This window comes from Rhodocaloribacter sp., assembly GCF_056451265.1.
Genome location: NZ_JBWOPL010000048.1, coordinates 54,922 through 67,268, shown reverse-complemented (window position 1 = coordinate 67,268; position 12,347 = coordinate 54,922). Strand labels below are relative to the sequence as shown.

At 64.8% G+C, this 12,347-nt stretch carries 10 protein-coding genes; 5 read left to right on the top strand and 5 right to left on the bottom strand.

What is annotated here, in order from left to right; all coding sequences use genetic code 11:
* Window positions 1–2 precede the first annotated feature (2 nt).
* Window positions 3–1,793 carry a sodium:solute symporter family protein gene (locus AC1HIY_RS08220; protein WP_479576241.1) on the bottom strand — a complete coding sequence of 597 codons (1,791 nt, stop codon included), beginning with the start codon at window positions 1,791–1,793 and terminating at the stop codon, window positions 3–5.
* Between the two features lie 143 nt (window positions 1,794–1,936).
* On the opposite strand from AC1HIY_RS08220, the gene AC1HIY_RS08215 reads away from it, so the two are divergent.
* The gene (locus tag AC1HIY_RS08215) at window positions 1,937–3,301 is read left to right on the top strand and encodes a hypothetical protein (protein ID WP_479576240.1); all 1,365 of its coding nucleotides are present in this window, start codon (window positions 1,937–1,939) and stop codon (window positions 3,299–3,301) included.
* A 111-nt stretch (window positions 3,302–3,412) separates the two neighbouring features.
* Here the strand turns inward: AC1HIY_RS08215 and nadA are convergent, their stop codons facing one another.
* From nadA to AC1HIY_RS08195, 4 genes are all read right to left on the bottom strand, one after another.
* Complete coding sequence (gene nadA / locus AC1HIY_RS08210; protein ID WP_479576239.1) at window positions 3,413–4,405, bottom strand: quinolinate synthase NadA; 993 nt, start codon at window positions 4,403–4,405, stop codon at window positions 3,413–3,415.
* 93 nt (window positions 4,406–4,498) lie between these two features.
* Complete coding sequence (locus tag AC1HIY_RS08205) at window positions 4,499–5,209, bottom strand: ABC transporter ATP-binding protein (RefSeq protein ID WP_479576238.1); 711 nt, start codon at window positions 5,207–5,209, stop codon at window positions 4,499–4,501.
* A gap of 66 nt (window positions 5,210–5,275) precedes the next feature.
* Window positions 5,276–6,664 carry a sigma-54-dependent transcriptional regulator gene (locus AC1HIY_RS08200; protein ID WP_479576237.1) on the bottom strand — a complete coding sequence of 463 codons (1,389 nt, stop codon included), beginning with the start codon at window positions 6,662–6,664 and terminating at the stop codon, window positions 5,276–5,278.
* 50 nt (window positions 6,665–6,714) lie between these two features.
* Window positions 6,715–7,428, bottom strand: coding sequence for a tetratricopeptide repeat protein (locus AC1HIY_RS08195; protein ID WP_479576236.1), 714 nt, complete (start codon window positions 7,426–7,428; stop codon window positions 6,715–6,717).
* A gap of 372 nt (window positions 7,429–7,800) precedes the next feature.
* On the opposite strand from AC1HIY_RS08195, the gene gap reads away from it, so the two are divergent.
* From gap to AC1HIY_RS08175, 4 genes are all read left to right on the top strand, one after another.
* Window positions 7,801–8,817, top strand: a complete 1,017-nt coding sequence (gene gap, locus AC1HIY_RS08190) for a type I glyceraldehyde-3-phosphate dehydrogenase (protein ID WP_479576235.1) — start codon at window positions 7,801–7,803, stop codon at window positions 8,815–8,817.
* Between the two features lie 201 nt (window positions 8,818–9,018).
* Window positions 9,019–10,215: a phosphoglycerate kinase gene (locus tag AC1HIY_RS08185; RefSeq protein ID WP_479576234.1), complete on the top strand. Its 1,197-nt coding sequence runs from the start codon at window positions 9,019–9,021 to the stop codon at window positions 10,213–10,215.
* A 38-nt stretch (window positions 10,216–10,253) separates the two neighbouring features.
* Entirely contained in the window at window positions 10,254–11,300 is a 1,047-nt protein-coding gene (locus AC1HIY_RS08180) for a mechanosensitive ion channel family protein (protein WP_479576233.1), read from the top strand.
* A 78-nt stretch (window positions 11,301–11,378) separates the two neighbouring features.
* Window positions 11,379–12,323 (top strand): ABC transporter ATP-binding protein, encoded by a 945-nt coding sequence (locus AC1HIY_RS08175; RefSeq protein ID WP_479576232.1) that lies wholly within the window; start codon window positions 11,379–11,381, stop codon window positions 12,321–12,323.
* Window positions 12,324–12,347 lie beyond the last annotated feature (24 nt).

The window sequence follows — 12,347 nt, the reverse complement described above, 5'->3', positions numbered from 1 at the left end:
GTTTACGACGGCCCGTTGACGCGGAGCCGGTACAACCAGAGTGCGCCGGCGGCTGCCGTGAGCGCCATCGCGCCCGCGACGTCCCATCGGAGCAGCAGTGCGCCCCCGAGGCCGAACATTAGCCCGAAGAGCAGAGGCAACGCCGCCAGCACGCGAAGGAGGTCGTGCTTGAGCGACTGTGCCGGCGGCACCCCCGTAGCCGCACGCTGCGCCCGCCATCCCGGTCCCCCCGGCCGCACCTTCCGGTAGAAAGCCGCCAGCGTCTCCGGCGTCTCCGGCTTCGTCAGGGACATCACCGTCACCCAGATCACCGAGGTGATGACGGTGATGACGAAGAGGCGCATGCCGAAGTCGGTAATGGTGAGCACGGGCACGACGGTGGTGAACAGCCCGACGAGGAAGCCCGCGATCATGGCTGAGAGTTCGGCCCACGCGTTGATCCGCCACCAGAACCACCGGAGGATGAGCACCACGCCCGGCCCGGTTCCGATGGCAATGACGAGGCGGAAGACGGTCGCCACGTCGCGGGCGAAGAAGGCGGCCACGGCTCCGAGCGCCGTGATGAGCACCGAAGCATACCGCCCCACCCGGATCAGCTCGCGCTGCGTCGCCGAGGGATGGATGAAGCGGCGGTAGAGGTCGTTCGTAAGGTAGGAAGCGCCCCAGTTGATCTGCGTGGAGACGGTGCTCATGAACGCCGCGATGAGCGAGGCCACGACGAGCCCGAGGACGCCCGGCGGGAGGTAGTCGAGCATGAGCTTCGGATAGCCGAGTTCTCGGTCTTCGAGCGAGGGATAGATCACGAGCGCGGCCAGCGCCACGAGCACCCACGGCCACGTGCGCACCACATAGTGCATGAGGTTGAAGAACCACGCCGCTTTCTCCGCCTCGGCTTCGTCCTTAGAGGCGGCCAGACGCTGGATGAACTCACCGCCGCCGTCGGATCGGCGGAACGTCCACCACTGCAACAGCACGTACCCGAAGAACGTGCCGGCCGAGATGCCCGCGAAGGCACTCCACCCGACGCTCCACCAATTCCCCGAAGCGCCGAGGGTGAACGGGATGAACGCGAGCACGTCGAAGTCGGTGACGGCCTGGGCCTTTTCCACGAGGATCGCGAGGCTGCCGATCTCCGGGCTTCGGACGGCGAAGAAGGCCACGAGAATCGCCCCGAAGAGCGCGAGGAAGAACTGGAAAAAGTCGGTGGTGACAACGCCCCAGAGTCCCGAAAAACCGGCATAGGCCAGCACGAGCGCCGAGATGCCGGCTACCGTGAGGAGCTTGGGGTCGAGGCCGAGCACCCGCTCGTCGGGCGCATACCCGAGGCCCTGCCAGATGCCGAGCGCCCCGACGACCTTCACGGCCGCGAGCATGATGTATCCGATGGCGATGCAGTTGATCGGCACGGCGAAGAGGAACGCCTTCGCGCCCCGGAGCACCGCGGCGGGCCGCCCCCCGTACCGAAGTTCGATCACCTCGGCGTCGGTCACGATCTCGCTCCGCCGCCACAGCCGCGCGAAAACATAGATGAGCACCACGTGGCCCATCGCAAAGGCCCACCATTCCCAGTTGCCCGCGATGCCCCGGTTGCCCACCACCCCCGCGATGTACAGCGGCGTGTCGATGGAAAACGTCGTTGCCGCCATGGAAGCGCCCGCCAGCCACCACGGCAGCGATCGCCCGGAGACGAAATATTCCTCGATGGACGATGACGCCCGTCGCCCGAGATACACGCCGATGCCGAGCGTGGCCGCCATGTACGAAAAAACGATGAGCCAGTCTATTGCTTGCACGAAGAAACGAGAGAGATCGTAAAAGAGAACAGGCAGAGCCGAACAAATCTCGGCGGCGCCCCACGTCCGCCCTTCGGAACGGGCGCGCCATCGCCGCCGTTGGAAAGCCGACGCAACATAACCACCCGCCCGGAAAGTGTACAGTGGGACGCAAGTTTGGTGTCGGTTCGGCGTACCTCTTCGCGCTCCTCGCGGCAGCGGCAATGCTTTCCGGCACTGCGCGGGCACAAACGCCCGTGTTCTTCGGCTCCTCGGACGACCCGCGCGAGCAAGAACAGCGGTTCTGGTGGGAAAGGAATCAGGTCCTCGACGTGATGGGCGGGTTCTCGCTCATCGGGGCGCAGTGGCGGACGGCCGTCGGCCTTACGGTAAACCTCGCCACGCGCCCGCTCACGGCCCGGCTCAGCGGTGCTTTCCGCGCCGGCATCTACGGCACGTATCGCCCCGACATCGACGAGGCCTACGATGCGCTCCGCCTGCTCGAGTTCGCCCGCCTCCCGCTCCAACCCCGGTCGCGCTTCTACCTCCGCGCCGGGCCTATCGAGCGGATGCGTCTCGGCGCCGGGCACGTCGTCGACTTCTTCAACTCGCGGGTGGCATGGGATGAACGCACCGTGGGCGTGGAAGCGATGTGGCGCACCCGCCCCCTCGAAGTGGCCGCCTTCACGGACAACGTCCTCCTCGACGGCGTGACGGGCGCGCGAGCAGCGCTCTCCCCGCTGTTCTTCGCGAAAAACTACCGCGCCCGTTCGCTTCAACTGGGCTTCAACTACACGACCGACCTCGCCCCCCGCCCGCCCGGCGTGCCCCGGCTGACCGCATTCAACCTCGATGCCCGCCTCGACGTGTTTCGATCCGGCGCGCTCACGTTCTCCCCCTTCGTCAGCGTGGCGTGGTTCGACGGGTTCGGAAACGGTCTCTTCTTCGGCGCAGACCTCCATTCCGAAAACTTCATCGACCTCGCCCGATTCCGCTTCCGACTCGCCCTTCACTATAACAGCAAGCGGTTCATCCCCTCCTATTTCGACGCCTTCTATACCGTCAACAACCTCCATGCCCGCATCCTCCGCACCGAAGGCTCGGGCAGCGATGACGGAGCGTCCTTCGCCGGCGTCGCCCTCGAAGATGCCGCCGGAGGCAACGACCTCGTGACCGAGTTCCGGCTGTATCTCTTCAGCGGCTTCGAGTTCTGGTACGCCTTCCGCCGCCATTACGGCTCGCAGGCCCTCAGCACCTACCACTTTCGCCTCTACCTCCGCGCCCGCAGGTTCAGCCTGTACATCGGGCAGGATCGCGGCGGCCTCCGGAGCTTCTTCTCACTCCTCAACGACCTCGGCGATCAATCGGCCCTCGTCTTTCGAACCGACTACCGCTTCTTCCGGCATTTCCGTGTCTACGTCCGGGCGCGCTACACGTACGAGCGCGTCGGCGATGCCGCGGACGGAACCGAGCGCTACCTCGTTCAGCGCCGGTTCGAACCGATGACCGGCATCCGCCTGACGTTTTGAGTCCGGGCCCATATCCCTGCTCCTCGGAGAAGCGATTCTTCCACCAACCGGTCTCTTGTTTTTACCCATCCTGCTTGACTTTAAGCGTTACATTCACGGGGCCCCCGGTCCTCACCGGATGGCGGCGCTCATCTCGAGCATGCGCTCGATAGGGCGCAGCGCCTGCACGCGAAGTGCCTCGTCCATCGTGATCTCCGGCTGCTCGTGCTTGAGACAGAGGTATAGCTTCTCGAGCGTATTCAGCCGCATGTGCGGACACTGATTGCAACTGCATCCGCTCTCCGGCGGCGCGGGAATGAATGTCTTCTCCGGATTGTCCTTCTGCATCTGATGGAGGATGCCCTCCTCCGTCGCGACGATGAAGGTGTCGTGGGCGTCCTCGCTCGCGAAACGACGGATCATGCTCGTGGACCCGATGAAGTCGGCATGGCGCAGGACGGCCTCCTCGCATTCGGGATGCGCGAGCACCGGCGCGTCCGGGAACCGCACTTTCAGCCCGATGAGCTTACGTTCGCTAAACGTCTCGTGTACGATGCACACGCCGTCCCACAGCACCATGTCCCGGCCCGTCTGTTTCATCAGAAAGCGTCCGAGGTTCTGGTCCGGAGCGAAGATGATCGGTTGGTCCTCGGGGATCTGACGGATGATGTGCTCGGCGTTCGACGAGGTGCAAATGATGTCGCTCAACGCCTTCGTGGCGGCGGAGCAGTTGATGTATGAAATCACGACATGTCCGGGATGGCGGGCCTTGAACGCCGCGAAATCGTCCGCCGGGCACGAGTCGGCGAGAGAGCACCCGGCGTTGAGGTCCGGGAGGAGCACCTTTTTCGAGGGGTTGAGGATCTTCGCCGTCTCCGCCATGAAATGCACGCCCGCGAAGACGATCAGGTCGGCGTCGGTCTCGGCCGCCTGACGCGAGAGACCGAGCGAATCCCCGATGTAGTCGGCGATGTCCTGGATGTCGGGCTCCTGATAATAATGCGCCAGAAGCACGGCGTTCTTCTCTCGTTTGAGCCGTTCGATCTCCTCGAAGAGGTCGAGCGTCGGATCGAGGGCTTCATCGACGAAACCGATGGCGGGGTCGAGCACAGGCGTATCGATCATGATCATGGACGGATGGATGGCAGATCGCGTGGTACCGGGTCGCTTGTACGCGGCGTTCGCGCGCGCGTTCTCCGCAGATAGAGGGGCCGCCGATCAGGGTAGCCAGGAAGCGGTGAGGGCGGCATCGACGGGGTGGAGACGCCCCTGTTCGAGCCGGAACACGCGGTCGGTCATGGCCGCGAAGGCGAGGTTGTGGGTGACGATAACGAACGCCTGATGATAGGTCCGGCTCAGCCGCATGATCTCCCGGTGAAGCGTGTCGGCGGTCTTCGTGTCGAGGTTGCCGGTGGGCTCGTCGGCGAGGACGAGGGCCGGTCGGTTCATGAGTGCCCGCGCGATGGCGACGCGCTGTTTCTCGCCGCCGGAGAGCTGTGAGGGCCGGTGGTCGGCGCGCGCTTCGAGGCCGAGCACCCGCAGCAGTTCGAGCGCCCGCCCTCTTGCCTCTCCGAGCCGCTGACGCCGGATGAGGGCCGGCATTGCCACGTTCTCGAGCGCCGTAAACTCGGGCAGCAGGTGATGAAACTGGAAGACGAATCCGATCGAACGGTTGCGGAACGAGGCCAGCTCTTCTTCCCCTTTCTCGAAAATATTCTCTCCCTCGAAGAGCACCGTTCCGGCGTCGGGACGATCGAGCGCTCCGATGAGATGAAGCAACGTGCTCTTGCCCGTGCCGCTCTCTCCCACCACGGCGATCACCGTCCCGGCCTCCACGTCCAGATCCACACCGTCGAGCACCACCAGACGGTCGCCCGCGCCGGTCGGATAGCTTTTCTTCAGGTCCCGAACGACGAGCATGGGATTCATGGCGCCTGACCGTACAGGTTCGGAGAAAGCGTTCGTTTGCCGGTGGGTGCGCGGCTCCCGTGCGCGTTACCGGTCTTCCCGCTCGATCTCGTACTTGTTCATCTTGTTGTAGAGGTGCGAGCGCTGGATGCCGATGGCCTCGGCGGTGCGGCTGATGTTCCAGTCGTGCTGCCGCAGTTTTTGTTCGATGAACAGCTTCTCGGCCTGATCGCGGAACGCGCTGAACTCTTCGTACTGGTCGATCAGGTTCTCGACGGGGTTGCCGGCCGCATGGCCCGACTGCGCGAAGCGATCCACGTCGCGGGCGGTGACCTCATCGCCCTCACTGAGGATGAGCAGTCGCTCGACGACGTTGTGGAGTTCGCGCACGTTGCCGCGCCATTCGAGCCGCATCAGCCGTTCCAGCGCCTCCTCGGTGAAGTGCTTCTCGCCCAGCCCGTTCCGCCGCGCGATGTGCACGGAGAAATGCCGGGCGATGAGCGGGATGTCCTCACGGCGCTCGCGCAGCGGGGGCACGTGGATGAGGATGACGCTCAGCCGGTGATAGAGGTCCTCGCGGAACCGGCCCTCGCCGATCTCCTTGAGCAGATCCTTGTTCGTCGCCGCAAGGACGCGCACGTCCACCGGAATGGCGCGGTCGCCGCCGACGCGGCTGATCTTGTTCTCCTGAAGCGCCCGCAGCACCTTTGCCTGCGCCGAGAGGCTCATGTCGCCGATCTCGTCGAGGAAGAGCGTGCCCTCGTGCGCCTGTTCGAACTTTCCGATGCGCTGTTTCGTCGCGCCGGTGAACGAGCCTTTTTCGTGCCCGAAGAGTTCGCTCTCGATGAGTTCGCCGGGGATGGCGGCGCAGTTGACCTCCACCATGGGGCCACGGCTCCGGTTCGAAAGGTGGTGGATCCACTTGGCGACGAGCTCCTTCCCGGTGCCGGGCTCGCCGGTGATGAGCACCCGCGCCTCCGTCGGCGCGACCCGTTCGATGGTCGACTTGATCCGCTGGATCGCCGGGCTCTCCCCGAGGATGGGGATCAGCTCACGGTCGTGCTTCTCGGCGATGGTCTGCCGCATGCGGCGGTTCTCCGCTTCGAGGTGTCCCCGATCGAGGGCGTTGCGGATCGTGAGCAAGAGCCGGTTGAGGTCCGGCGGCTTCTCGATGAAGTCGAAGGCGCCGAGCTTCGTCGCCTCGACGGCCGTCTCGATGGTGCCGTGCCCGGAGATCATGACCACCGGCTGATCGGGCATCTTCTCCGAGATGGTTTGGAGCACCTCCATCCCATCCATCCCCGGCATCTTGACGTCGAGCAGGACGAGGTCGTACGGCGAGGCGGTGAGTTTTTCGAGGGCCTCCTTGCCGTTCTCCGCCTCATCCACGGCAAAGCCTTCGTATTCGAGGATCTCCCGCAGGGTCCGGCGGATGCTGCCTTCGTCATCGACGACCAGAATCGAGGGAACAGCCATACGGGTCAACGTTCGATGATGGGAAAGGCTTTCGGGAGCGCGGGGAACGACTACTCGGAGGCGGCCTTTTCGAGCGCCTCGAGGCGGGCCAGATACAGGTCGATCTTCTGCGCGGCGGGCGCGTCGGGATAGCGGTCTTTGATCTCCTCGTATGCCTCGCGGGCCCTGCGGTAGTCGCCGGCCTCCTCGTATGCGCGGGCGGCGTCGAGCAAGTACTGCGCAGAGATCAGGTCCGTGTCGACCATCTCGGCGGCGCGGCGATAGAGGTCGCCGGCGCGTTTGTGTTCCCCCTTATGTTCGTAAATGGCCGCCTCGCCCGCCACGGCGCTCGCCCCGAGGATGTTGTCCGGCTTGTCAAATTCCTTGAAATACTTGAGCGCTTCGTCGTATTCACCGAGGCGAAAAAGGGCGTCCGCCGCATAGAACCGGGCCAGATTGCCGGCGTCGGTGCTGCCGTAATCGTCAATGATGGCGAGCAGCCCGACGAAATCCGCCGTGCCGTCGAGGGCTTCGCGATAATTCCCCTGCTCATAGGCCTGCACGGCGCCGGCCATCTTCTCGAGGGCCTCCGACTGCCGGGCATTCTGATAAAAAGCATAGCCGATGAGCGCTACGATCACCACCGCAATTCCGGCGAGAATGCCGTAGACCAGCTTCCGGTTCTGGTCGAAGAACTGCCAGACGCGGGCGTAAAACGTGACGACGGTATCCTTGCGAAGCTCCTGACGCCGGGAAATCTTCTTGGTGGGATTCAGAGTAGACATGGAACGAAAAGCGGATTAGGTTCGGCAGGATCCCTCACGGGAGTGTGCATTTTTGGACAGAAAAGCAAAATATCGCTTTTCCCGTGGCTCCGCAATGAGCGCGACTCCCGTGCGGCGCACTTGCGCAAAATTTCGTTTATCGAAACGAAGGCCCCGCTTTTACGCGCCATCGATGGTTCGTTTCCCCCGGAGTCTTCATTCATCCGAAATACGATTTTTCAAATACTTTCATAACTTTCCCGGAACGCGTCATCGCGAGCGTGGGTATCGAAATTCGATTATCTTATCCCTGCGCCTGCATTCCTTCGGGAGCGCTTGAATCCCCTACCGAGCATTCCCCCCGATCACCTTTTAAGACTTGGAGAACCCGACATGGCGATCAAACTCGGCATCAACGGCTTTGGACGTATTGGACGTCTCGTCTTCCGCGCCATCCTCGAACGTGGTTCGAAGGATTTCGACATCGTAGCCGTCAACGACATCACGGACGCCAGGACGCTGGCGCACCTGTTCAAGTACGATTCCGTTCACGGCGTCTACCCCGGTGAAGTGTCCATCGAGGGCGACGAACTCGTCGTGGACGGCGACCGCTTCCGGGTGCTGAGTGAGCGCGACCCGAAGAACCTTCCCTGGGGGGAGCTGGGCGTGGACGTGGTCATCGAATCGACCGGCTTCTTCCGCACACGCGAGGCGGCGGCCCAACACCTGGCCGGCGGCGCAAAGAAAGTCGTCATCTCCGCACCGGCCCGCGGCGAGGTCGACGCCACCGTCGTGCTCGGCGTCAACGACCACATCCTCACCGGCTCCGAAGAGGTGATCTCGAACGCGAGCTGCACCACGAACTGCCTCGCGCCCATGGTGAAGGTGCTCGACGACGCCTTCGGCCTCGAACGTGGGTTCATGACGACGGTGCACGCCTACACGTCGGATCAGCGTCTGCAGGATGCCCCGCACAAGGACCTCCGCCGCGCCCGCGCCGCCGCCGTCTCCATCATCCCGACCACCACCGGCGCCGCCATCGCCGTCGGCAAGGTGCTCCCCCACCTCAACGGCAAGCTCGACGGCTTCGCGCTCCGCGTGCCCGTGCCCGACGGCTCGATCACCGATCTGACGGCGATCCTCACTCGCGAGGTGACCGCAGAGGAGGTCAACGCGGCCTTCCGGGCGGCTTCCGGCGAAGGGCTCCGGGGCATCCTCCAGTACACCGAAGACCCGATCGTCTCGACCGACATCATCCACAACCCCCATTCGTGCATCTTCGACGCCCTCTCGACGATGGCCGCCGGCACGATGGTGAAAGTCGTCGGCTGGTATGACAACGAGTGGGGCTACTCCAACCGCACCGTTGACGTGGTGGAGAAACTCATGACGGTGGCCGAGACGGCCTGACCGGTTGCATCTTTGACCAAAAGGGAGGGCGACGCAGGACATCGCTCTCCCTTTTTCGTACTCTTTCACCGGACTCCGGCGGGCGCGCTTCGCGAAAGAGGCCACCGCGCACCGCACGAACGACCCCGTCGTATCAAGGAACCGGGTGGGCTCCGTCCGGGATGCCGGCCTCCCCCACCCTTCTCAACCCCTCGATTCACAATGGCCAAACTGACCCTCGACGACCTCGACCTTCGCGGCAAGCGCGTGCTTATCCGCGTCGACTTCAACGTCCCGCTCAAAGAGAACGAAGACGGTACCCGCGAGGTGGCCGACGACACCCGCATCCGCGCCGCGCTTCCGACCATCCGGGCCGTCCTCGAGCGGGGCGGGAAAGCGATCCTGATGAGCCATCTCGGCCGTCCGAAGGGCAAGCCCGACCCCAGGCTCAGCCTCGCGCCGGTGGCGAAGCACCTCGAACGCCTCCTCGGCCGGCCGGTCGTCTTCGTTCCGGAGACCGTGGGCGAGCGCGCGCGCGCGGCGGTGGCGCGCCTGCCCGAAGGCGGCGTCGTGTTGCTCGAAAACACCCGTTTCAACCCCGGCGAGAAGGCCAATGACCCCGACTTCGCCCGGGCGCTCGCATCACTCGGCGACGTGTACGTGAACGACGCCTTCGGCACGGCCCATCGCGCACATGCTTCCACGGAGGGCATCACCCACTTCGTCCGGCAGGCGGCGATGGGCTACCTCCTTCAGCGCGAGGTCGAATACCTCAGCCGCGTGCTCGAGAGCCCCGACCCACCCTTTACGGCCGTGCTCGGGGGCGCGAAGGTGTCCGACAAGATCGGAGTCATCGAGAACCTGCTCGACCGCGTCGCGCATCTCCTTGTCGGCGGAGCCATGAGTTATACGTTTCTCAAGGCGCTCGGGCGCCACGTGGGCGCTTCCCGCGTGGAGGAAGACAAGCTCGACGTAGCCCGCGCGCTCTTCGAGAAGGCCGGCGGCAAGATCAAGCTCCCGTTCGATCACGTGGCGGCGACGGCCTTCGACAACGACGCCCCCCACCACGTCGTCACCGGCGACATCCCCGACGGAGAGATGGGGCTCGACATCGGACCGGCCACCGTGGAGACGTACCGGAGCATCCTCCTCAAATCCAGGACCATCGTGTGGAACGGGCCGATGGGCGTCTTCGAGATGCCGAACTATGCGCGCGGCACGTTCGCCGTCGCCGAAGCCCTCGCCGAAGCGACGAAGCATGGCGCGCTCACCATCGTCGGCGGCGGCGACTCGGTGGCGGCCATCAACCAGTCGGGCTATGAAAAAGCCGTCAGCCACGTATCGACGGGCGGCGGCGCAATGCTCGAGTTCCTCGAAGGAAAAACCCTTCCCGGCATTGCCGCTCTCACCGACGTCTGACCCGACACGAGGTGATCCACATGAACTTTTCTGCCCCTATGACGCAGGTTCTTGGGGCCGGGCAACGGTTGCTGCAGGAAGTGCAGGTCATGCCCGACACCACCGGCGGAACGTCCGGTGACGCCGAGCCGGCCCTCACCTCGCTCGTCGGGGAGGCTCGCGTTCCGACCCTCCTCCGCGAGATGGAGGCCGGCCTTTTTGATTCCGGACTCTGGCTCGACGTCCTCGCGCGCGGGCTGAGCATTCTCCTGATCCTCTTTCTGACGTGGTTCACCATCCGCCTCATCGAGCGAATGACGGCGGGATGGATGGGGCGTTTCGAGCGCCTGCCGGTCATACACCCGCGCCGGCAACGGGCCTTCACCATCGGCAACCTGATCAACTCGTCGGCTCGATACGTGCTCTGGCCCATCGCCGCCATCATGATCCTGAGCGAACTCAACGTGGACGTAGGCGCGCTCATCGCCACGGCAGGGATCGCGGGGCTCGCCATCGGCTTCGGCGCGCAGACGCTCGTCAAAGACGTGATCGGCGGCATCTTCCTCCTCTTCGACGACACGATCCACGTGGGCGATTACGTGAAGATCGGCGAGGAAGCCGGAACGGTCGAGCACATCGGCGTGCGGATGATCAAAGTGCGAAAGTTCGACGGCGAACTCCTCATGGTGCCCGCCGGGGAACTGCGCATCTTCGGCAACCGGAGCATCGACTATGCCCGCGTGATCGTGGACGTGGGGGTGGCGTACGAACAGGATCTGGACGCCATCCTCCCGATGGTCGAACGGGTGGCCGAGACGTGGGCCGCCGAACGCCGGGCGATCCTGCGCGACGACCGTCCCACCGTGCAGGCCATCACGAGCTTCGGCGACTCGTCGGTGAACCTCCGCGTCGTCGCGCGCGTGACGCCGGGAGAACAGTGGCAGGCCGAACGCGACCTCCGCCTCGCCCTCAAACGCGCCTTTGACGAAGCGGGCATCGAGATCCCTTTCCCGCGCCGGACGGTGTACATGCGCACGGAGAACGTGCTCCCGCCGCGCACCCCGACCCTCCCGGATGCGCCGGAGCCGGAGCCGCCGGTGGATTGACGCTCGTTCCCGCCCGAACGCAACCGCGCGCCGAAGGCCGACGTAGCCCCGGCCCCACCATCTGCTCCCGACCTGACCATGCCCGAGACCCCGGCGATCCACGCACAAGGCCTGACGAAGACGTATGCGAGCCCCTTCGGGCGAAAGCGCGTGCGAGCGCTCGTCGATTGCACCCTCGAAGTTCACGCGGGAGAGATTTTCGGCCTCCTCGGCCCCAACGGCGCCGGGAAGACGACGCTCGTCAAGATGCTTCTCGGCATCGCGCGGCCCACGGCGGGGGCTGCCACGCTCTTCGGCGTCTCGGTGCGTACCCCGAAGGCGCGCGCCCGCGTCGGTTTCCTGCCCGAGAGCCATCGCTTCCCCGACTTCCTCACCGCCGACGAAGCCCTCGAACTTTATGCCCGGCTCGCCAACGTTCCGGCTGCGCTTCGCAAACAACGGATCCCCGAACTCCTCGACCTCGTCCGCATGACCCCGTGGCGGTACACGAAGATCCGGAAATTCTCAAAGGGGATGATGCAGCGTCTCGGCCTCGCACAGGCCCTCCTGAACGCCCCCGACCTCCTCGTGCTCGACGAGCCGACCGACGGCGTGGACCCTATCGGTCGACGCGAGATCCGCGACCTCATCGTGCGGCTTCGCGACGCGGGCACGACGATCTTTCTGAACTCCCACCTTCTTTCCGAGGTCGAACAGGTTTGCACGAGGGTCGCCATCTTGAACAAAGGGCATCTCGTGCGGGAAGGCACGGTGGCCGAGTTGACGGCGGTCGAACGGGTGTATGAACTCACGGCCGGCCCCGTCCCCGACGCGGTGATCCGGGCCCTTGGCGGGCTCCTCAGCCGCACCGATGACACCGCCGACGGTTCGCTGCACCGCTACCGGCTCTCCGCGCACGACCGGGCGCATCTCAATGAGATCATCGATGCCCTTCGCGGGGCGGGCGTCGAGATCGAAGCCATCACCCCGGTCCGTCGCTCGCTCGAAGAGTACTTCATCGACGTCATCGAGTCCGACGGCTGAGGCCTTCGCTCCGCCCTCCTCTTT

Excerpts from the sequence above, each read along its gene's own strand:
- nadA (WP_479576239.1), bottom strand. The coding sequence starts at position 4,405 with ATGATCGATACGCCTGTGCTCGACCCCGCCATCGGTTTCGTCGATGAA.
- AC1HIY_RS08205 (WP_479576238.1), bottom strand. The coding sequence starts at position 5,209 with ATGAATCCCATGCTCGTCGTTCGGGACCTGAAGAAAAGCTATCCGACC.
- AC1HIY_RS08200 (WP_479576237.1), bottom strand. The coding sequence starts at position 6,664 with ATGGCTGTTCCCTCGATTCTGGTCGTCGATGACGAAGGCAGCATCCGC.
- AC1HIY_RS08195 (WP_479576236.1), bottom strand. The coding sequence starts at position 7,428 with ATGTCTACTCTGAATCCCACCAAGAAGATTTCCCGGCGTCAGGAGCTT.
- gap (WP_479576235.1), top strand. The coding sequence starts at position 7,801 with ATGGCGATCAAACTCGGCATCAACGGCTTTGGACGTATTGGACGTCTC.
- AC1HIY_RS08185 (WP_479576234.1), top strand. The coding sequence starts at position 9,019 with ATGGCCAAACTGACCCTCGACGACCTCGACCTTCGCGGCAAGCGCGTG.
- AC1HIY_RS08180 (WP_479576233.1), top strand. The coding sequence starts at position 10,254 with ATGACGCAGGTTCTTGGGGCCGGGCAACGGTTGCTGCAGGAAGTGCAG.
- AC1HIY_RS08175 (WP_479576232.1), top strand. The coding sequence starts at position 11,379 with ATGCCCGAGACCCCGGCGATCCACGCACAAGGCCTGACGAAGACGTAT.